This is a genomic window from Streptomyces sp. NPDC020996 (genome assembly GCF_040641355.1).
In the GTDB taxonomy this organism is placed as follows: Bacteria; Actinomycetota; Actinomycetes; order Streptomycetales; family Streptomycetaceae; genus Streptomyces.
Genome location: NZ_JBFADM010000031.1, coordinates 17,085 through 37,392 on the forward strand (window position 1 = coordinate 17,085; position 20,308 = coordinate 37,392).

Here is a 20,308-nt window from a genome sequence, read left to right on the forward strand (position 1 = left end):
CGAGCGGCGGCCGGTCGTCGTGGTGGCAGGCCTCCCGGCCCGGCCGTGTCCTCGCATACGATGGCCGTTGCTCAGTAAGTCAAATGGAAACCGACCGTCCCAGGCCCGACCGGCAAGGAGACCAACCCCCGTGTCCGTCCTCTCGAAGATCATGCGTGCAGGCGAAGGCAAGATCCTGCGCAAGCTGCACCGCATCGCGGACCAGGTCAACTCCATCGAAGAGGACTTCGTCGACCTCTCCGACGCCGAGCTGCGGGCCCTCACCGATGAGTACAAGCAGCGGTACGCCGACGGCGAGAGCCTCGACGACCTGCTGCCCGAGGCGTTCGCCACGGTCCGCGAGGCCGCCAAGCGGGTCCTCGGCCAGCGGCACTACGACGTGCAGCTGATGGGCGGCGCGGCCCTGCACCTCGGCTACGTCGCCGAGATGAAGACCGGTGAGGGCAAGACCCTGGTCGGCACGCTGCCCGCGTATCTGAACGCCCTCTCGGGTGACGGCGTCCACCTCATCACGGTCAACGACTACCTGGCCGAGCGCGACTCCGAGATGATGGGCCGCGTCCACAAGTTCCTGGGCCTGACGGTCGGTTGCATCCTCGCCAACATGACGCCGGCCCAGCGCCGCGAGCAGTACCTGTGCGACATCACCTACGGCACGAACAACGAGTTCGGCTTCGACTACCTGCGCGACAACATGGCCTGGTCCAAGGACGAGCTCGTCCAGCGCGGCCACAACTTCGCCATCGTCGACGAGGTCGACTCCATCCTCGTCGACGAGGCCCGTACGCCGCTGATCATCTCCGGCCCGGCCGACCAGGCCACCAAGTGGTACGGCGACTTCGCCAAGCTGGTCACGCGGCTGAAGAAGGGCGAGGCCGGCAACCCGCTCAAGGGCCTCGAGGAGACCGGCGACTACGACGTCGACGAGAAGAAGCGCACGGTCGCCATCCACGAGTCCGGCGTCAGCAAGGTCGAGGACTGGCTGGGCATCGACAACCTGTACGAGTCGGTGAACACGCCGCTGGTGGGCTACCTGAACAACGCCATCAAGGCCAAGGAACTGTTCAAGAAGGACAAGGACTACGTCGTCATCGACGGCGAGGTCATGATCGTCGACGAGCACACCGGCCGTATCCTCGCCGGCCGCCGTTACAACGAGGGCATGCACCAGGCGATCGAGGCGAAGGAAGGGGTGGACATCAAGGACGAGAACCAGACGCTCGCCACGATCACCCTGCAGAACTTCTTCCGCCTCTACGACAAGCTCTCCGGCATGACCGGTACGGCGATGACCGAGGCCGCCGAGTTCCACCAGATCTACAAGCTCGGCGTGGTCCCGATCCCGACCAACAAGCCGATGATCCGCAAGGACCAGTCGGACCTGATCTACCGCACCGAGGTCGCCAAGTTCGAGGCGGTCGTCGACGACATCGCGGAGAAGCACGAGAAGGGTCAGCCGATCCTCGTCGGCACGACGTCCGTCGAGAAGTCGGAGTACCTCTCGCAGCAGCTCAGCAAGCGCGGCATCCAGCACGAGGTGCTGAACGCCAAGCACCACGAGCGTGAGGCGCAGATCGTGGCGCAGGCCGGCCGCAAGGGCGCCGTGACGGTCGCCACCAACATGGCCGGCCGTGGTACGGACATCAAGCTCGGCGGCAACCCCGAGGACCTCGCCGAGGCGGAGCTGCGCCAGCGCGGCCTCGACCCCGAGGAGCACATCGAGGAGTGGGCCGCGGCGCTGCCGGCCGCCCTGGAGCGCGCCGAGGCGGCCGTCAAGGCCGAGAAGGAAGAGGTCGAGTCGCTCGGCGGTCTGTACGTGCTCGGCACCGAGCGGCACGAGTCGCGCCGTATCGACAACCAGCTGCGCGGTCGTTCCGGCCGTCAGGGCGACCCGGGCGAGTCCCGCTTCTACCTGTCGCTGGGTGACGACCTGATGCGCCTGTTCAAGGCCCAGATGGTCGAGCGCGTGATGTCCATGGCGAACGTGCCGGACGACGTGCCGATCGAGAACAAGATGGTCACGCGCGCGATCGCGTCCGCGCAGTCGCAGGTGGAGCAGCAGAACTTCGAGACCCGTAAGAACGTCCTGAAGTACGACGAGGTCCTCAACCGCCAGCGCGAGGTCATCTACGGCGAGCGGCGCCGCGTCCTGGAGGGCGAGGACCTGCACGAGCAGGTACAGCACTTCATGGACGACACGATCGACGCCTACATCGCCGCGGAGACCGCCGAGGGCTTCCCGGAGGACTGGGACCTGGACCGGCTGTGGGGCGCGTTCAAGCAGCTCTACCCGGTGAAGGTCACCGTGGAGGAGCTCGAGGAGGCGGCGGGCGACCGGGCGGGCCTGACCGCGGAGTTCATCTCCGAGTCCATCAAGGACGACATCCACGAGCAGTACGAGGCGCGCGAGGCGCAGCTCGGCTCCGAGATCATGCGCGAGCTGGAGCGCCGGGTCGTGCTGTCGGTCCTGGACCGCAAGTGGCGCGAGCACCTCTACGAGATGGACTACCTCCAGGAGGGCATCGGCCTGCGCGCGATGGCGCAGAAGGACCCCCTGGTCGAGTACCAGCGCGAGGGCTTCGACATGTTCCAGGCCATGATGGAGGGCATCAAGGAGGAGTCCGTCGGCTACCTGTTCAACCTGGAGGTCCAGGTCGAGCAGCAGGTCGAGGAGGTCCCGGTCGAGGACGCGGCGCCGGTCGACATGCAGAAGCAGGACGCGGTGCCGGCGCAGACCGGCGGGCGCCCGGAGATCCGGGCCAAGGGCCTGGACGCCCCGCTCCGCCGCAACCTGCACTTCTCCGCGCCCACGGTGGACGGCGAGGGCGGCACCATCGAGGGCGACTTCGCCGGCGACGACGAGCCCGTGCGCTCCGAGGCCGACGGCCTCACGCGCGCGGAGCGGCGCAAGCAGGCCCGGGGCGGCCGTCGCCGCAAGAAGTGACGGTTCCCGCCACGCCGTAGCGGTTCGGAGGGCCGGGTCACCCTGTGGGGTGGTCCGGCCCTCCGGCGTGTGCGGGCGGGGCACTCGGCGTGTGTCGTCAGAGGTCGTCGGTCAGGCGTCAGCGGTCAGCGGTCGTCGGCGGTGGCCCGCGCCGGGCGCGGGCCACCCATCTCCACCGCTGTGCAGCGCCAGCGCAGGTCGGGGCCCTGTTCCAGGCGGAAGGCCAGGGCCCGCAGCTGGTCCCCGGCGCCGATGCGGGCGAAGGCCTCGATGGCGCCCGGGCGGGGGACGAAGTAGCCGATGTCGCGGACGACGGGCCGGGCGCGGCGGGTGCGCAGCGGGCCGCGCTCGGCGAGCCGGGCCAGTTCGTCGTAGGCGCGGCCCGCGGTGTGCCGGAGCATCCAGTGGACCGGCCGCTGGCCGCTCAGGACGGCGAGGAGACGGTCGGCGAAGACATCCGTGGGGCGGGGCGGCGCCGCCGGTGCGGGGGCCGGGGCCGTACCAGGGGTGCCGGCGCGGGCGCGGGCCGCGGTGCCGTCCGTGGTCCTGCCGGGGCCCGGCGCGGGGCGGGCGTCGGCAGGACCGCAGGCCGCGGCGGGACCGCTGCCGCGCGCTCCGGGCGGGCGGCCGTCCCCGGGCGCGGTGCGGGCCGGACCGCCGCCCGGCGCCCGGGGCGGGGCGCCACCGGGGCGGCGGGAGTCGTGGCGGCCCGGCGGGCGGGCGCCCGGGCGGTGCTGTGCCCTGGTCATGACCTTGTGCATGCGTGTCCCCGTTCCACGGGCCCGGGCGATACCGGGAGGTAACTTGGCGGTGGGGCTCTTGTACGGCTCCGGGGACGGCAGGGGCAAGGAACCCGGACCACGCGTCGGGGCGGCGGAAAAGTTCACCTATCAGGGTGACCGGGGGCTGTCCGGGCCCGTCGCCACGGGGGCGGACCGGGTGAATTCCGGGACGGGAGTTGACGCCTGCGGGCGGCTGCGGGGGAACTCGAAAGGGGACCGCCGCACGTATCCTGAAGGCCCTCCGGGGACGCGGGTGCGCCCTCGGGACTCCAGCGGAGCACGAGCCACCGACCACGAAAGAAGCGGCCGCCCATGCGCGTCTACGTCCCTCTCACCCTCCCCGGTCTCGCCGAGGCGTACAGGACGGGCGAGCTGGGGACCGCGCCCCTCGCCGCCTACGCCGTCACGCCGGCGCTGCGCGAGTGGTACCTCTCCGACGACATCGAGGAGCTGGAGTACGCGGCACTGAACCGGGCCGCGCTCGCCTCGCTGCGCCTGCTCGCGGCCGAGCCGGCGGCGCCGCGGCGCCGGGTCGTGGTGGCCGTCGACGTGCCCGACGGCACCGCCTCCGCCGACCCCGACCGGGGACTGGATCCGGCGGCGCTCGGCGAGGTGCGGGTCGCCCGCGCCGTTCCGCTGGCGAAGGCGGCGTCGGTGCACGTCGACGCCGACGACGCGGAGGCGGACGTGGCCGCCGCGGCCGAGGCGTTGCCGGCGGCGGACGACGGGGACGACGACGCCCAGTTCGTGGTGGACGGGGCCGAGGACCACGAGCTGCTGTGGTACGCCACGCAGGAGATCCCCAACCTGGTGGGCCTCGGCTGAGGTCGCCCCTTGACTGTCAGTGGCGGCGGGTAGGTTTTCTGCATGGGGAAGCACACTGGGGCGCACATCGTCTGGGACTGGAACGGCACGCTGTTCCACGACAACGAAGCGATCATCGGCGCGACGAACGCGGCGTTCGCCGAGCTGGGCCTCGAGCCGATCACGATCGAGCAGTACCGCGAGCTGTACTGCGTGCCGGTGCCGAAGTTCTACGAGCGGCTGATGGGGCGGCTGCCGACCGACGCCGAGTGGGAGGTCATGGACGAGGTCTTCCACCGGTACTACGCCGAGCACCGGGTGCGGTGCGGCCTCACCGAGGGCGTGGTGGACCTGCTCGCCGGGTGGCGGTCGGCGGGCCGCAGCCAGTCCCTGCTCAGCATGTACGTGCACGACGAACTCGTCCCGCTGGTAAGGGGATTCGGGATCGAGGCGCACTTCGTACGGGTGGACGGGCGGACCGGTCCGTCCGGAGGCAGCAAGGCCGAGCACATGGTGCGCCACCTCGCCTCGCTCACCGGTGTGGACCCCGCTCGCACGGTGGTGATCGGGGACGCCGCCGACGACGCGCTGGCCGCGCGGCACGTGGGAGCGCAGGCCGTGCTCTACACCGGCGGCTCGCACGGCCGGACCAGCCTCGAGGCGGCGGGCGCGCCGGTGGTCGACACGCTGGCCGAGGCGGTCGCGGAGGCGGCACGGCTGGCGGCGTGAGCCCGCCTGCCGCGCCGCGCTGCGGCAGGAACACGGCAGGCCCGCCGGGGCGTGCCGTGCCTGGAGGACCTGCCGCGTCCGGCGAGCCCGCGGCGTCCGGCGGGCCTGCGGCGGGCTTCCGGCGGGCCTGCGGCCTCCGGGGTGAGTGCCGCGTCCGGCGGACGCGTCGCGTCTCCGGCACCCCGCGCCCCGGCGCGCGCGGCCGCGCATTCGACCGGTCGCGCCTCGGCGGCGCACGCGCCGTTCCGGCCACCCCGCGCCCGTCGCACGTACACGTACGCACCCACGTACGTACGCACCCACGCCCTCACGCCCCCACGCATGCCCCTACGCATGCACGCCCCTACGCCCCAACGCACGTACGCGCGTGCGACGGCGGGATCAGGTCACCGGCGCCTTCGCGCGCAGTACCGTGAGGAACTCCCGCATCCAGGCGGAGTGGTCCGGCCACGCACGCGAGGAGACCAGCGTGCCGTCGACGACCGCCTCGGCGTCCTGGAAGGTGGCACCGGCGGCCTGCATGTCCGGCTCCAGCGCGGGGTACGCCGTGACACGCCGGCCCCGCAGGCCGTCCACCGCCGCGGTCAGCAGGGGACCGTGGCAGATCTGCGCGACGGGCTTGTCCGCGTCGAAGAACGACTTGAGGATCTTGCGCAGTTCGGGATCGTTGCGCAGGTACTCCGGAGCCCGCCCGCCCGGGATGACCAGGGCCGCGTACCGGCCGGGCTCGACGTCGGCGAAGGCGAGGTCGGCGGGCCAGGTGTACCCGGGCTTCTCGGTGTAGGTGTCGAAGCCGGGCTCGAAGTCGTGGACGACGAACTGCAGCTTCTTGCGGGTGGGGGCCGCGATGTGGACCTCGTAGCCCTCCTCGCGCAGCCGCTGGTAGGGGTACAGGACTTCCAGGGACTCCGCCGCGTCTCCGGTGACGATCAGGATTTTGGCTGTCATGTCGGCAACCTGCCCCCGACGGGCGCGATTGCCAAGAGGGCACGCATGATTGCGCCGAATACGCCGTCTCGGTCGCCTTCGCCCTGTGCAGAACGTCAAACTTCCACCCCAGGTTTTGTACACATACGGCTCATGACGACCCCCCTGTGATGAGCGATAGCCTGGTGGCGTGATCAGCGCGATAGCTCGCGGGGGCAACGTCGCCCCTGCCCTGCGCCCGGCGCCCACGGACGACATCCGTGGCCGGGCGGCGCCCGCTGGTCCGCGCGGGCGGGACGGGGGTGCGACAGTCCCCAGGGCGCCGCGCACATCCCGGGAAGCGACGCGGCAGAGAGCAGCGTCACACCCGTCGGGAACCTCAACATTGACTCATATCCCCCCGCTCATCTCACCGTGCGGCATAGCGTCGGAGCAGACCGGACACCCCGCGTCGCGGCGTCACGTCACCGGGGAAGAGACCGTACTTCCTTCTACGTCACGCAACGGCGCGCGACAGGAGCCAGAGGACAATGCAGACCAAGCTGGACGAAGCCAAGGCCGAGCTGCTCGAGAGGGCCGCTCGGGTAGCTGAGAACAGCCCGGTCGGGGGGCACCTACCGACCGGGACGACGGAACAGGGCACTCCGGGCACCCCGGACAGTGAGACCGTGCTCGCGTTCCTCCAGCGCTACTACCTGCACACCGCCCCGGAGGACCTCGCCGACCGTGACCCGGTCGACGTCTTCGGGGCCGCCTTCTCGCACTACCGGCTGGCCGAGAACCGCCCCCAGGGCACGGCCAGCGTGCGGGTGCACACCCCGACCGTCGAGGAGAACGGCTGGACCTGCAGCCACTCCGTCGTCGAGGTGGTCACCGACGACATGCCCTTCCTCGTCGACTCCGTCACCAACGAGCTCACCCGGCAGAACCGCGGCATCCACGTGGTGATCCACCCGCAGTTCGTCGTCCGCCGCGACGTCACCGGCAAGCTCATCGAGGTGCTCACCACGCCGCCGAAGGAGCCCCTGCCGCACGACGCGCACACCGAGTCCTGGATCCACGTCGAGATCGACCGCGAGACCGACCGCTCCGACCTCAAGCAGATCACCTCCGACCTGCTGCGCGTGCTGTCCGACGTCCGCGAGGCCGTCGAGGACTGGGAGAAGATGCGGGACTGCGCGATCCGCATCGCCGACGGGATGCCGGACGAGCCGTTCCCCGGCGACCTTCCCGCATCGCAGGTCGAGGAGGCCCGCGAGCTGCTGCGCTGGCTGGCCGCCGACCACTTCACCTTCCTCGGCTACCGCGAGTACCAGCTGCGCGACGACGACTCGCTGGCCGCCGTGCCCGGCACCGGACTCGGCATACTGCGATCCGACCCGCACCACTCCGGCGACGAGGAGCACCCGGTCAGCCCGTCCTTCGAGCGGCTGCCCGCCGACGCGCGCGCCAAGGCCCGCGAGCACAAGCTCCTCGTCCTCACCAAGGCCAACAGCCGTGCCACCGTGCACCGGCCGTCTTACCTGGACTACATCGGCGTCAAGAAGTTCGACGCGGACGGCAACGTGATCGGCGAGCGCCGCTTCCTGGGACTGTTCTCCTCCGCCGCGTACACGGAGTCGGTGCGCCGGGTCCCGGTCATCCGCCGCAAGGTCGAGGACGTCCTGCAGCGCGCCGGCTTCTCGCCCAACAGCCATGACGGCCGCGACCTGCTGCAGATCCTGGAGACGTACCCGCGCGACGAGCTCTTCCAGACCCCGGCCGACGAGCTGCAGTCCATCGTCACCTCCGTCCTGTACCTGCAGGAGCGCCGGCGGCTGCGCCTGTACCTGCGCCAGGACGAGTACGGCCGCTACTACTCCGCCCTCGTCTACCTCCCCCGCGACCGCTACACCACCGGCGTGCGCCTGCGGATCATCGACATCCTGAAGGAGGAGCTGGGCGGCATCAGCGTCGACTTCACCGCCTGGAACACCGAGTCGATCCTGTCCCGGCTGCACTTCGTCGTCCGCGTCCCGCCGGGCACCGAGCTGCCGGAGCTGTCCGACGCCGACCGGGAGCGCATCGAGGCCCGCCTGGTCGAGGCCGCCCGCTCCTGGGCCGACGGCTTCGCCGAGGCGCTCACCGCCGAGCTGGGCGAGGAGCGGGCGGCCGAGCTGCTGCGCCGCTACCACAACGCCTTCCCCGAGGGCTACAAGGCCGACCACACCCCGCGCGCCGCGGTCGCCGACCTGGTCAACATCGAGCAGCTCAGCGACTCGCACGACAAGGGCGGCAAGGACTTCGCGCTCAGCCTCTACGAGCCGGTGGGCGCCGCCCCCGACGAGCGCCGGTTCAAGATCTACCGCAAGGGCGGCGCCATCTCCCTGTCCGCGGTGCTGCCGGTGCTCAGCCAGCTCGGCGTCGAGGTGATCGACGAGCGGCCGTACGAACTGCGCTGCTCCGACCGCAGTGTCGCGTGGATCTACGACTTCGGCCTGCGCATGCCCAAGGCGCAGACCGGCAGCGCCGACTACCTCGGCGACGACGCCCGCGGGCGCTTCCAGGAGGCCTTCGCCGCCGCCTGGACCGGCCGGGCGGAGAACGACGGCTTCAACGCCCTCGTGCTGAGCGCCGGCCTGACCTGGCGGCAGGCGATGGTGCTGCGGGCGTACGCGAAGTACCTGCGGCAGGCCGGGTCCACCTTCAGCCAGGACTACATGGAGGACACCCTCCGTAACAACGTCCACACCACCCGGCTGCTGGTCTCCCTGTTCGAGGCGCGGATGTCGCCGGACCGGCAGCGCGCCGGGCTCGAGATCGTCGACGCCCTCCTGGAGGAGGTCGACGCAGCCCTCGACCAGGTCGCCAGCCTCGACGAGGACCGCATCCTGCGTTCCTTCCTGACCGTCATCAAGGCGACCCTCAGGACGAACTTCTTCCAGCGGGCGACCGGCGGCAAGCCGCACGACTACGTCTCCATGAAGTTCGACCCGCAGGCGATCCCCGACCTGCCGGCACCGCGCCCGGCGTTCGAGATCTGGGTGTACTCGCCGCGTGTCGAGGGCGTTCACCTGCGCTTCGGCAAGGTCGCCCGAGGCGGTCTGCGCTGGTCCGACCGGCGTGAGGACTTCCGCACCGAGATCCTCGGCCTGGTCAAGGCGCAGATGGTGAAGAACACCGTCATCGTGCCCGTCGGCGCCAAGGGCGGCTTCGTCGCCAAGCAGCTGCCCGACCCGGGCGTCGACCGGGACGCGTGGCTGGCCGAGGGCATCGCCAGCTACAAGACCTTCATCTCGGCGCTGCTCGACATCACCGACAACATGGTCGCCGGAGAGGTGGTCCCGCCGCAGGACGTCGTCCGGCACGACGAGGACGACACCTACCTCGTCGTCGCCGCCGACAAGGGCACGGCGACGTTCTCCGACATCGCCAACGAGGTCGCCCAGCAGTACAACTTCTGGCTCGGCGACGCCTTCGCCTCCGGCGGCTCCGCCGGCTACGACCACAAGGGCATGGGCATCACGGCCCGCGGCGCCTGGGAGTCGGTCAAGCGGCACTTCCGCGAGCTCGGCGTCGACACGCAGACCGAGGACTTCACGGTCGTCGGCATCGGCGACATGTCCGGCGACGTGTTCGGCAACGGCATGCTGCTGAGCGAGCACATCCGCCTGGTGGCCGCCTTCGACCACCGGCACATCTTCATCGACCCCGAGCCGGACGCTGCCACCTCCTACGCCGAACGCCGCCGCCTCTTCGAGCTCCCGCGCTCCAGCTGGGCCGACTACGACACCGCGCTCATCTCCGCCGGCGGCGGCGTGTTCCCGCGCACCGCCAAGGCCATCCCGATCGGCGGCCACATCCGCGAGGCCCTCGGCATCGAGGGCAAGGTCACCAAGATGACCCCGGCCGACCTGATGAAGGCCATCCTCAAGGCGCCGGTGGACCTGCTGTGGAACGGCGGCATCGGCACGTACGTCAAGGCGTCCACCGAGACGCACGCCGACGTCGGCGACAAGGCCAACGACGCGATCCGCGTGGACGGCGCCGACCTCCAGGTCAAGGTCGTCGGCGAGGGAGGCAACCTGGGCCTGACCCAGCTCGGCCGGATCGAGTTCGCCCTGCACGGCGGCAAGATCAACACCGACGCCATCGACAACAGCGCGGGCGTGGACACCTCCGACCACGAGGTGAACATCAAGATCCTGCTCAACGGCCTGGTCACGGACGGCGACATGACCGTCAAGCAGCGCAACAAGCTGCTCGCCGAGATGACCGACGAGGTCGGCGGCCTGGTCCTGCGCAACAACTACGCGCAGAACACGGCCATCGCCAACGCGCTCGCCCAGTCCAAGGACATGCTCCACGCCCAGCAGCGCTACCTGCGGCACCTGGTGCGCGAGGGCCACCTCGACCGGGCGCTGGAGTTCCTGCCGACCGACCGGCAGATCCGCGAACGCCTCGGCTCCGGACAGGGCCTGACCGGCCCGGAGACCGCCGTCCTGCTGGCGTACACGAAGATCACGGTCGCGGAGGAGCTGCTGCAGACCTCGCTGCCGGACGACCCCTACCTGCGCGGCCTGCTGCACGCCTACTTCCCGACCGCGCTGCGCGAGCAGTTCACCGACCGCATCGACGGTCACCCGCTGCGCCGTGAGATCACCACCACCGTGCTGGTCAACGACACGGTCAACACGGGCGGTACGACGTATCTGCACCGGCTGCGCGAGGAGACCGGCGCCTCCCTGGAGGAGATCGTCCGGGCGCAGACCGTGGCCCGCGCGATCTTCCTCTCGGCGCCGGTGTGGGACGCGGTGGAGTCCCTGGACAACCGGGTCGAGGCGGTCGTCCAGACCCGCATCCGCCTGCACTCGCGCCGTCTGGTCGAGCGCGGCACGCGCTGGCTGCTGAACAACCGGCCGCAGCCGCTGCAGCTCGCCGAGACGGTCGACTTCTTCGCCGAACGCGTCGAGCAGGTGTGGCAGCAGCTGCCGAAGCTGCTGCGCGGCGTGGACCTGGACTGGTGGCAGCAGATCTACGACGAGCTGACCGGCGCCGGCGTCCCGGACGAACTGGCCACCCGCGTGGCCGGGTTCTCCTCCGCCTTCCCGGCGCTGGACATCGTCTCGGTGGCCGACCGCATGGGCAAGGAGCCGCTGGACGTCGCCGACGTGTACTACGACCTCGCCGACCGTCTGCACATCACCCGGCTCATGGACCGCATCATTGAGCTGCCGCGCGCCGACCGCTGGCAGTCCATGGCCCGTGCGTCCATCCGTGAGGACCTGTACGCGGCCCACGCGGCCCTGACCGCGGACGTGCTCGCCGTCGGCAACGGCACCTCGACTCCCGAGCAGCGCTTCGTGGCCTGGGAGGAGAAGAACGCGGCGATCCTGGGACGGGCGCGCACCACGCTGGAGGAGATCCGCGGCTCGGAGACGTTCGACCTCGCCAACCTGTCGGTGGCGATGCGCACGATGCGGACGCTGCTGCGCACGCACTCGTAGGCGGCGGGTACGCCGAAGCGCCCCCGGACCGCGGCGTCACAGCGGTCCGGGGGCGCTTCGGCGTGCCGGGGCAGGTGTCAGGCCGGCACGGTGGTCTGCGGCGCCTTCGGCTTGGGCTTGGCCTTCTTCGCCGCCGTCTTGTCGCTCTTGTCGCCGGTGAAGGCCTCGTACTCCTTCATGACGTCCTCGGTCGGGCCGTCCATGCGCAGCTCGCCGCGCTCCAGCCACAGCACGCGGTCGCAGGTGTCGCGGATGGACTTGTTGTTGTGGCTGACCAGGAAGACGGTGCCCGCCTGCTCGCGCAGCGCGCGGATCCGCGCCTCGGAACGCTTGCGGAAGGCCGCGTCGCCGGTGGCCAGCGCCTCGTCGATGAGCAGCACGTCGTGGTCCTTGGCGGCGGCGATGGAGAAGCGGAGCCGGGCCGCCATGCCGGAGGAGTAGGTGCGCATCGGCAGGGTGATGAAGTCGCCCTTGTCGTTGATGCCGGAGAAGTCGACGATCTCCTGGTAGCGCTCCTTGACCTGCTCGCGGGACATGCCCATGGCGAGGCCGCCGAGGAAGACGTTGCGCTCGCCGGTCAGGTCGTTCATCAGCGCCGCGTTGACGCCGAGGAGGGAGGGCTGGCCGTCGGTGAAGATGCGGCCGTTCTCCACCGGGAGCAGGCCGGCGACGGCCTTGAGCAGGGTCGACTTGCCGGAGCCGTTGGTGCCGATCAGGCCGATCGCCTCGCCGCGGTAGGCGACGAAGGACACGTTCCTGACCGCGTGCACCCTGCGCACGCCGGACGCCTTCTCGGTCTGCTTGCGGCGCAGCATGCGGTTGAGGGCGGCGGTCGCGGAGCCGCGTCCGGCGCCGGTGCCGTTGACGCGGTAGACGATGTCGACGCCGTCGGCCACGACGGTGGGGACGGTCTTGACGGTGTGCTCAGCCACGGCCGTAGGTCTCCTCAGCCTTCCAGAAGTAGATGAAGCCGCCGACCCCGGCGAGCAGGGCCCAGCCCAGCGCGATCAGCCACACGTGCGGCGGCAGCTGGCTCGAGTGGAAGCTGTCGATCAGGGCGAAGCGCATCAGGTCGATGTAGACGGCGGCCGGGTTGGCCTGCAGCGCGACGGTCACCGCGTGCGGCATGTGGTCGCGGCTGGTCAGCTTGTCGATGCTCCACATGACGCCCGAGACGTACATCCAGGTGCGCAGGACGAACGGCATCAGCTGCGCGATGTCCGGCGTCTTCGCCCCCATCCGGGCCATGATCATCGCCATGCCGGCGTTGAACGTGAACTGCAGCAGCAGCGCCGGGACCGCGAGCACCCAGGAGGCGGCGACCGGCACGCCGAAGAACAGCAGGATCACCACCAGGGCGCACATCGAGAACAGCAGCTGCTGGAGCTGCTGCAGGCAGAAGGAGATCGGCAGCGCGGCCCGCGGGAAGTGCAGCGCGCGGACGAGGCCGAGGTTGCCGGAGATCGCGCGGGTGCCCGACAGGATCGAACTCTGCGTGAACGTCCACACGAACACGCCGGTCACCAGGAACGGGACGTAGTCCGGCACGCCCCGCTTGGTGCCCAGCAGGATGCCGAAGATCAGGTAGTAGACCGCCGCGTTCAGCAGCGGGGTCATCACCTGCCAGACCTGGCCCAGCTTCGCCTGGCTGTACTGGGAGGTGAGCTTGGCGGTCGAGAAGGCGGCGATGAAGTGGCGCCGGGCCCACAGCTGGCGGACGTAGTCGGGCAGCGAGGGGCGGGCGCCGCTGACCGAGAGGCCGTGGCGGGCGGCGAGGGCCGCGAGGTCGCCGTCGGCGGGGGCCGACGTCGGGGGCGGTGTGTGGAGGACCTGGCTCACATCCGCTGCTTTCGCTCGGGGGGAGGGGGGTTGCGCCGGGGGTTGCCGTGCGGTGGTACCGCGGACGCCGTGTCCCGTCACCCGGCGTTTCCTTACGCTTCTCTTCACGTTCTCTTACGTCGGGACGGGACCGTATCGTCGCAACGTGAGCGTAGGCCGAGTGGCGTCGGGACGCAACCGTTTCGTCGTCACGTCCTGCGTGAGGACGGGACCGTATCGTCGTGACGTGGCACGTGGGGACGGGACCGTATCGTCGCAACGCTCTATGCTGGTCGCATGACGACGAACGCCGACGAACCCCGGACGGGGACGCGCCGCCGGGCCCCCGCCGGAGCGGCCGTGCTCCGGGAGGATGTGACGGAAGCCATCCGGGCGGCCGTCTTCGAGGAGCTCGCGGCCGTCGGCTACGCGCGGATGTCCATCGAGGGGATCGCGCGCCGTGCGGGCGTCGGCAAGACGGCCGTGTACCGCCGCTGGCGCTCCAAGCTGCACCTGGTGCTCGACGTCGTCTCGGCGCTCGCGGTGCAGGGACTGCCGGTGCCCGACACCGGCACCCTGGAGGGCGACCTGCGCCTGCTGTACGAGGTCACCTCCCGCGCCCTGCGCCACCCCGTGGCCTCGCAGATCATCCCCGACCTCCAGGCGGAGGCCGCCCGCAACCCCGACATCGCCGAGGCGATGCAGAAGGCGCTGCGCGAGGGACAGGAGGGCGTCGCCAGCAAGATCGTCCGGGCGGCGGCGCAACGGGGCGAGATGGGCCCGGACTTCGACGAGGACCTGGCGCTCGACCTGATCTCGGGCCCCCTCTACTGGCGCTCGGTGGTGATCCGCAGCCCCAGGCTGCCGAAGGGATACCTGGACGCCCTGGCCCGGGCCACCGCGCAGGCCCTCAAGGCTCTGTGAGGGGCGGCGGCCTGTGCGGGGCCGCCGCCTGACCCTCAATGCCGCGCCGCCTCCGGGTGCAGGCGCAGCCAGCCCGCCCAGGCCGAGGTGATCATGTCCTGGACGTCGTGCTTGGCCTTCCAGGCCAGTTCGGTGGTGGCGCGGGCGGCGGAGGCGACGACGCGGGCCGGGTCGCCGGGGCGGCGCGGGGCCACCGTCGGGGGGCGGTCGTGGCCGGTGACGGCGTTGATGCGGTCGATCATCTCGCGGACGGAGACGCCCTCGCCGCGGCCGATGTTGAGGGTGAGGTCGCGGCCCGGCGACGCCGACAGGGCGCGGGCGGCGGCCACGTGGGCCTCGGCCACGTCCACCACGTGGATGTAGTCGCGGACGCACGTGCCGTCGGGGGTCGGATAGTCGTCGCCGAAGATGTGCGGCGGCGCGTCCTGGGTGAGCTTGTCGAACACCATCGGGATCAGGTTGTGGACGCCGGTGTCCGCCAGCTGCGGGGTGGCCGCGCCCGCCACGTTGAAGTAGCGCAGGCAGGCGGTGGACAGGCCGGTCGCGCGGCCCGTCGCCCGCACCAGCCACTCCCCGGCCAGCTTGGTCTCGCCGTACGGCGAAAGGGGCGCGCAGGGCGTGTCCTCGGTGACCAGCTCCACGTCCGGCATGCCGTAGACCGCGGCGGAGGACGAGAAGACGAAGGAGGGGACGCCGGCCGCCGTGACCGCCTCCAGCAGGACGCGCAGGCCCTCGACGTTCTCCCGGTAGTAGTGCAGGGGCCGCGCCACCGACTCGCCCACCTGCTTCTTCGCCGCGAGGTGGACGACGCCGGTCACCGTGTGGTCGGCGAGGGCGCGCGCCACGCGCTCGGCGTCCAGGGTCGAGCCCACGACCAGCGGCACACCCTCCGGCACGCGCGCCGCGTCGCCCGTCGACAGGTCGTCGTAGACCACGGCGCCGCCGCGCGCCCCGGCCATCGCCCGTACGACGTGCGCCCCGATGTAACCGGCGCCGCCGGTGATCAGCCAGGTCATGTGCGGCCGTCTCCCTCTTTCCCGCCCTCGTGTGCCGCGTATCAGTGAAGCAGGCCGCCGGGTGCGTTGAGCCGCACCGGCTTTCCGGCGTACGGGTGCCATCGGACCGTCAATCTCCGGCAGCCGCCCGCCCGCGGCACACAATCGGCTGCGTGGACAATCGGAACATCCAGGACAATCGGGACGGCGTGGGCGCGGAGCGGGCGGGCCGGTGGCGGGTGCGGGCGGACGTCGTGGCGGTGGCGGTGCCCACGGCCGTGATGCTCGCCATCGGGCTGTGGGGCCTGGACCGCGGCGGCATATGGGGTGACGAGGGCGTCACCTTCCTGGTCGGGCAGCGTTCGGTGCCGCAGATCTGGCGGTTCCTGCACGGCATGGACGCGGTGCACGGCCTGTACTACCTGTTGATGCACGCCGTCCTGGCCGTCCGTCCCGACGAGGTCGTGCTGCGTCTGCCGTCCGTGTGCGGGGCGGCCGCGGCGGCCGGCCTGGTCGCGGCCCTCGGCGTCCGGCTTGCCCGCCCGCGGGTCGGGCTGTGGGCCGGTCTGCTGTACGCGGTCACCCCGCTGACCGGCCACTACGCGCAGGAGGGACGCTCGTACGCGCTCGTCGCGGCGGGCGTGGCGGCGGCGACGCTGCTGCTGGTGCGGGCGCTGGAGGAGCGGCCGCCGCGGTGGTGGCCGTACGGAACCGTCGTGGCCGTGACCTGTCTGCTGCACGAGCTGGCCGTGCTGGCCCTGTGCGCGCACGCCGTGACGCTGGCGCTGCTGCGGGCGCCGGGGCGGGTGTGGGCCGGCTGGGGGCGCGCGGCCGGCGCGGCCGGGCTGGTCGTGTTGCCGCTGGTGTGGGTGTCGCGGCGGCAGTCGGCCCAGGTGTCGTGGCTGGTGGCGCCGGGCTGGGAGCAGGCGGGGCAGCTGCTGCGGGACTTCGCCGTCGCCCCGCAGGGCCCGGTGTTCTGGGCGGCGGTGCTGCTGATGGCGGCGGGGCTGGGCGCGGGCCGGACGGGAGCGGTCGCGGGTCCGTTGCTGGTGGTGCCGCCGGGCGTCCTGATGGTCCTCTCCCAGGTACGGCCCCTTTACCACGAGCGGTACGTGCTGTACGCGCTGGCGGGCGCGTCGCTGCTGGTGGCCGCGGGCGCCGACCGGTGCGCGCGGGCCCTGGTGCGCCCACGGCCGCGTCACCCGTCCCCGGTGCATCCGCCGTCCCCGACGCATGCACAGTCCCCGGCGTCCCCGCCGAGCCCGGCGCGCGCGCCGTACCCGCCACCTCCGGCGTACCCCCCGCGCACGGTGCGCGCGACGGCGCAGCCGTCGTCCCCGCGTCCGGGCACGGGCGCTACGCCGGCCACAGGCGCGTCGCCATCGCCCACGTCGCCGCCGTCCGCGCGCCCGGGTGCGGCCGGGCCGCCGCCGTCCGCGCAGCCGCGCATGCCCGTGTCGCGCGCGCCCGTGCGGTCGCGGGTCGCCCTGGCCGGGGTTCTGGTGGTCGCCGTCGTCTTCGTGCACCACCTGCCCCTGTACCGGTACGACCGGTCCGCCGCGCACCGTCCCGAGAACCTCGCCGCCGTCGGCGCCGTCGCCGCCCGTGAGATCCGCCCCGGCGACCCGGTGCTGTTCGTGCCGTCGGTCTGGCGGCTGACGGCGCTGGCGTACCCGCAGGACTTCAGCGGGGCTCGCGACATCGCCCTGCTGGAGTCCGGGCCCAGGTCCGGGACGCTGAGCGGGCGCGAGACCACGCCCGAGCAACTGCGCCAACGCCTCGCCTCGGCGGACCGTGTCTGGGTGCTCGCCGAGACGCGTCTGCTGCAGACGCCCGCCGACCCGGGCGACCCGACCGAGCGCGCCAAGCTCGCGCTGGTCGGCGAGCAGTTCGAGCCCCAGGTCCAGTACGTCCGCGGCCGGGTCACCCTCCGCCTCTACGTGCGCCGCCCCGCCACCACAGCCACGCCGGAGACGACAGCGACGCCGGACACGACAGCCACGCCGGGAGCCACGCCGGGCACGACAGCCACGCCGGGCACGACCGCGACGCCGGGAGCCACGCCGGGCACGGCAGCCACGCCGGGCACGACGCCCACGTCGGGCACGACAGCCACCCCGGGCACGACAGCCACGCCAGGCACGTGAACAGCCGCCGCCGCCACCGGCGCCGCCGGCGCTACCAGCGTTCCGCCTGCGCCCCCTGCTCCCCCTGCGCGGCCGGCGCCCCCTGCGCCGCGGCCGTGTCCAGCGCGGAGGTGAGCCGGTCCAGGCGGGCGCGCAGGTCGCCGATCTCGTCGAGGTCGAGGCCGGTGGACGCCGCGATCCGGCGCGGCACCTCCAGCGCGCGCTCGCGCAGCGCGGCCCCCTCGCCGGTCAGCCGCACCTCCACCGAGCGCTCGTCGCGCGCGCTGCGCTCCCGCACCACGAGACCGGCCGCCTCCAGGCGCTTGAGCAGCGGGGACAGGGTGCCGGAGTCGAGGCGCAGGTGTTCGCCCAGCCGCTTCACGGGCAGTTCGCCGTGCTCCCACAGCACCATCATCACCAGGTACTGCGGGTAGGTGAGCCCGAGGTCCTTGAGGACCACGCGGTAGACGCCGTTGAAGGCGCGCGAGGCGGCGTGCAGGGAGAAGCAGACCTGCTGGTCGAGGCGGAGCCAGTCGGTGGCGGGAGTGGTGGCGGGAGTGGTGGCCATGCTCACGAGGATAGCCCTCCTCGCCATTTAGTTGCGCGCAATTGAATTGCGTGCTCTACTTGTGGTCGTGAGGCGGCCGCAGCGAGCCGCCGGTACGTGACTCGAGAGGGATGGTCTTCCATGGACGCGCTCTACACCGCCGTCGCCACCGCCACCCACGGCCGCGAAGGCCGCGCCGTCAGTTCCGACGGCAAGATCGACCTTCCGCTGTCGATCCCGGTGGAGATGGGCGGCAACGGTCAGGGCACCAACCCCGAGCAGCTGTTCGCCGCCGGTTACGCCGCCTGTTTCGGCAGCGCCCTCGGTCTCGTCGGCCGCCAGGCCAAGGTGGACGTCACCGACGCCGCCGTCACCGCCGAGGTCGGCATCGGCAAGCAGGGCGAGGGCTTCGGCCTCCAGGTGACGCTGCGCGTCGAACTGCCCGACGGCCTGGACCAGGAGACCGGCCGCAAGCTGGTCGAGCAGGCCCACCAGGTCTGCCCCTACTCCAACGCCACCCGCGGCAACATCGAGGTCGACCTCGTCATCGAGTGACGATCGAGTGACGCCTGAGGGGCCGCGCCCTCAGTTCCCCGCCCCGACCCGCGCCAGCACCTCCCCGGTCCGCGCGCTCCGCGCCACCACCACCGCCTCCGCGGGCACCGGCCGGCCGCGCGTCAGCAGCAGCCAGCGCACGTGGTAGCGGCGGACCAGGGCGGCCCGCCGGGCGCGGGTCGCGTCGGGGGCGAAGTAGGCGCGGACGTCGGCACCGCGGCGTCTGCGCTCCCGCTCGTCCAGGGCGGGGTCCGGCCAGATCGGCGCGGCGAGGTTCGGACCGTACCCGGCGATGAGGTGCGAGGCGGTGTAGTCGTCGGTGAGCACCACCTCGCCGCGCCCGATGTACCGGGCCGCCCAGCCGTACGTCGGCCAGCGCGGCGGCTGCTCGAACCCCACGGGGTCCAGCGCGCGCGGCACCACCGCGCCGGCGTGCACGGTGAAGAACCCCACGCACGCCCACACCACCGCCGTCGCCGCCAGCACCTTCCGCACCGAACCCCACGGCCGGGGCGCCGCCAGTTCCACCGCGAGCGCGAACTGCAACGGCACCAGTGCCGCCCACAACGCCCTCGCGTACGTGTAGTGCCCGCTCACCCAGCCGTACGCCAGCACCAGGCACCCCAGCGCGAACATCAGCACCAGCGGATCACGCGCCGACCGCCGGGCCCGCCACCACAGCGCGGGCGCCCCGATCAGCGCCAGCCACGAGTTGCCCGCCAGGTGCTCGTACAGCCGCCGGTGCATCCCGTCCATGCCCGTGTCGCCGCTCAGCGACAGCACGTCGTAGTACGGCCACACCAGGGCGAGAGCCAGCGCCGACGCGGCCGCCAGCGCCCACCGGGCTGCGACCGGCGACCGCCAGTCGCGCTGCCGCGCCGCCACCACCGCCACCGCGCCGGTCGCCGCGGAGACGGCCGTGACCGGGTGGATCAGCAGGATCAGGCCGTACAGGGCGCCGATCCCGGCGTAGCCCCACCAGCCGCCCAGACCGCTCGGCCCGACGTAGCGGACCGGCGCATCCCGTTCGCAGGCGCGCCCGCCGGTCAGCGCCCACGCCCAGAACGTCAGCCCGATCGCGAACGCCGACGGATAGCTGATGTTCGTCGTCATCGACATCAGCCCCAGGTAGCCGCTCCACAGGATCCGCTCGGTGCCCCACAGCAGCGTCATCGCGGGCAGCGCCAGCACCGGCGCCCACGGGCGGGGCGTGAGCACCCGCACGAAACGGCCGACCCCGGTCAGCAGCACGGCCAGGTGCAGCGGACCCGCGAGCCGCAGGACCTCCCACCCGGACAGTCCCGTCAGCCGGGCGAACACGCCCTGCGCGACGGCGTACGGGCCGTAGTACGGGCTGCCCGTGCCCGGCAGGTCCGCCATCGAGTGGGCGGGGTGCAGCAGGTCGGCCCGCAGCCGCTCGACGACCGCCGCGTGCTGGCCGGCGTCGCAGCACAGCGGGATCCGCCAGAACGCCAGGGTCATCACCAGCCAGAACAGGCCGCCGAAGACCTGGTACGGGCTGGGCCGCCGGAGCCGGCCGACGCGCAGCGCCGTCGCGCCGCGCAGGGTCCGGCGGACGAGGACGCCGGCGCTCACAGGACGGCCGGCCGGGCGAAGGTCTTGGGCATGGGCCGTATGTTTCCCGCCGAAGGCGACGCCTTGGCCGTCCGT

The 20,308-nt window shown here is 72.1% G+C and carries 14 protein-coding genes; 7 read left to right on the forward strand and 7 right to left on the reverse strand.

What is annotated here, in order from left to right:
• Positions 1-130: 130 nt before the first annotated feature.
• Positions 131-2,944 carry a preprotein translocase subunit SecA gene (gene secA, locus AB0G63_RS21385; protein ID WP_360752455.1) on the forward strand — a complete coding sequence of 938 codons (2,814 nt, stop codon included), beginning with the start codon at positions 131-133 and terminating at the stop codon, positions 2,942-2,944.
• A 125-nt stretch (positions 2,945-3,069) separates the two neighbouring features.
• Here secA and AB0G63_RS21390 read toward each other — a convergent pair whose 3' ends face one another.
• A complete protein-coding gene (locus AB0G63_RS21390; protein WP_360752458.1) occupies positions 3,070-3,705 on the reverse strand; it encodes an Rv3235 family protein in 636 nt (211 codons plus the stop codon).
• Positions 3,706-4,038: 333 nt separating this feature from the next.
• Here AB0G63_RS21390 and AB0G63_RS21395 point away from each other — a divergent pair, with 333 nt between their 5' ends.
• Together AB0G63_RS21395 and AB0G63_RS21400 are read left to right on the forward strand one after the other, a co-directional pair.
• Positions 4,039-4,551, forward strand: a complete 513-nt coding sequence (locus AB0G63_RS21395) for a hypothetical protein (RefSeq protein WP_360752460.1) — start codon at positions 4,039-4,041, stop codon at positions 4,549-4,551.
• A 42-nt stretch (positions 4,552-4,593) separates the two neighbouring features.
• The gene (locus AB0G63_RS21400; protein WP_360752462.1) at positions 4,594-5,259 is read left to right on the forward strand and encodes an HAD family hydrolase; all 666 of its coding nucleotides are present in this window, start codon (positions 4,594-4,596) and stop codon (positions 5,257-5,259) included.
• Positions 5,260-5,640: 381 nt separating this feature from the next.
• Here AB0G63_RS21400 and AB0G63_RS21405 read toward each other — a convergent pair whose 3' ends face one another.
• Positions 5,641-6,207: a DJ-1/PfpI family protein gene (locus AB0G63_RS21405; RefSeq protein WP_360752465.1), complete on the reverse strand. Its 567-nt coding sequence runs from the start codon at positions 6,205-6,207 to the stop codon at positions 5,641-5,643.
• 509 nt (positions 6,208-6,716) lie between these two features.
• On the opposite strand from AB0G63_RS21405, the gene AB0G63_RS21410 reads away from it, so the two are divergent.
• Entirely contained in the window at positions 6,717-11,672 is a 4,956-nt protein-coding gene (locus AB0G63_RS21410; protein WP_360752467.1) for an NAD-glutamate dehydrogenase, read from the forward strand.
• Between the two features lie 77 nt (positions 11,673-11,749).
• Here AB0G63_RS21410 and AB0G63_RS21415 read toward each other — a convergent pair whose 3' ends face one another.
• Together AB0G63_RS21415 and AB0G63_RS21420 are read right to left on the reverse strand one after the other, a co-directional pair.
• Complete coding sequence (locus AB0G63_RS21415; RefSeq protein ID WP_360752470.1) at positions 11,750-12,604, reverse strand: ABC transporter ATP-binding protein; 855 nt, start codon at positions 12,602-12,604, stop codon at positions 11,750-11,752.
• Positions 12,597-13,511 (reverse strand): ABC transporter permease, encoded by a 915-nt coding sequence (locus AB0G63_RS21420; protein WP_360752473.1) that lies wholly within the window; start codon positions 13,509-13,511, stop codon positions 12,597-12,599. The genes AB0G63_RS21415 and AB0G63_RS21420 overlap by 8 nt, the downstream gene beginning before the upstream one ends.
• 276 nt (positions 13,512-13,787) lie before the next feature.
• On the opposite strand from AB0G63_RS21420, the gene AB0G63_RS21425 reads away from it, so the two are divergent.
• Positions 13,788-14,414 carry a TetR/AcrR family transcriptional regulator gene (locus AB0G63_RS21425; RefSeq protein WP_360752475.1) on the forward strand — a complete coding sequence of 209 codons (627 nt, stop codon included), beginning with the start codon at positions 13,788-13,790 and terminating at the stop codon, positions 14,412-14,414.
• Positions 14,415-14,449: 35 nt separating this feature from the next.
• Here AB0G63_RS21425 and galE read toward each other — a convergent pair whose 3' ends face one another.
• Positions 14,450-15,430 carry a UDP-glucose 4-epimerase GalE gene (galE, locus tag AB0G63_RS21430; protein WP_360752478.1) on the reverse strand — a complete coding sequence of 327 codons (981 nt, stop codon included), beginning with the start codon at positions 15,428-15,430 and terminating at the stop codon, positions 14,450-14,452.
• A gap of 260 nt (positions 15,431-15,690) precedes the next feature.
• Here galE and AB0G63_RS21435 point away from each other — a divergent pair, with 260 nt between their 5' ends.
• The gene (locus AB0G63_RS21435; protein ID WP_360752575.1) at positions 15,691-17,556 is read left to right on the forward strand and encodes a glycosyltransferase family 39 protein; all 1,866 of its coding nucleotides are present in this window, start codon (positions 15,691-15,693) and stop codon (positions 17,554-17,556) included.
• 31 nt (positions 17,557-17,587) lie between these two features.
• Here AB0G63_RS21435 and AB0G63_RS21440 read toward each other — a convergent pair whose 3' ends face one another.
• Positions 17,588-18,103 (reverse strand): MarR family transcriptional regulator, encoded by a 516-nt coding sequence (locus tag AB0G63_RS21440; RefSeq protein ID WP_360752481.1) that lies wholly within the window; start codon positions 18,101-18,103, stop codon positions 17,588-17,590.
• Between the two features lie 120 nt (positions 18,104-18,223).
• Here AB0G63_RS21440 and AB0G63_RS21445 point away from each other — a divergent pair, with 120 nt between their 5' ends.
• The gene (locus tag AB0G63_RS21445; RefSeq protein WP_360752484.1) at positions 18,224-18,637 is read left to right on the forward strand and encodes an organic hydroperoxide resistance protein; all 414 of its coding nucleotides are present in this window, start codon (positions 18,224-18,226) and stop codon (positions 18,635-18,637) included.
• A gap of 30 nt (positions 18,638-18,667) precedes the next feature.
• On the opposite strand, the gene AB0G63_RS21450 is transcribed toward AB0G63_RS21445, so the two are convergent.
• Complete coding sequence (locus AB0G63_RS21450; protein WP_360752487.1) at positions 18,668-20,233, reverse strand: hypothetical protein; 1,566 nt, start codon at positions 20,231-20,233, stop codon at positions 18,668-18,670.
• Positions 20,234-20,308 lie beyond the last annotated feature (75 nt).

What these genes read in the sequence shown, in the direction of transcription:
- AB0G63_RS21390 (WP_360752458.1), bottom strand. Translation starts at nt 3,705, where the DNA reads ATGCACAAGGTCATGACCAGGGCACAGCACCGCCCGGGCGCCCGCCCG.
- AB0G63_RS21395 (WP_360752460.1), top strand. Translation starts at nt 4,039, where the DNA reads ATGCGCGTCTACGTCCCTCTCACCCTCCCCGGTCTCGCCGAGGCGTAC.
- AB0G63_RS21400 (WP_360752462.1), top strand. Translation starts at nt 4,594, where the DNA reads ATGGGGAAGCACACTGGGGCGCACATCGTCTGGGACTGGAACGGCACG.
- AB0G63_RS21405 (WP_360752465.1), bottom strand. Translation starts at nt 6,207, where the DNA reads ATGACAGCCAAAATCCTGATCGTCACCGGAGACGCGGCGGAGTCCCTG.
- AB0G63_RS21410 (WP_360752467.1), top strand. Translation starts at nt 6,717, where the DNA reads ATGCAGACCAAGCTGGACGAAGCCAAGGCCGAGCTGCTCGAGAGGGCC.
- AB0G63_RS21425 (WP_360752475.1), top strand. Translation starts at nt 13,788, where the DNA reads ATGACGACGAACGCCGACGAACCCCGGACGGGGACGCGCCGCCGGGCC.
- galE (WP_360752478.1), bottom strand. Translation starts at nt 15,430, where the DNA reads ATGACCTGGCTGATCACCGGCGGCGCCGGTTACATCGGGGCGCACGTC.
- AB0G63_RS21435 (WP_360752575.1), top strand. Translation starts at nt 15,691, where the DNA reads ATGCTCGCCATCGGGCTGTGGGGCCTGGACCGCGGCGGCATATGGGGT.
- AB0G63_RS21440 (WP_360752481.1), bottom strand. Translation starts at nt 18,103, where the DNA reads ATGGCCACCACTCCCGCCACCACTCCCGCCACCGACTGGCTCCGCCTC.
- AB0G63_RS21445 (WP_360752484.1), top strand. Translation starts at nt 18,224, where the DNA reads ATGGACGCGCTCTACACCGCCGTCGCCACCGCCACCCACGGCCGCGAA.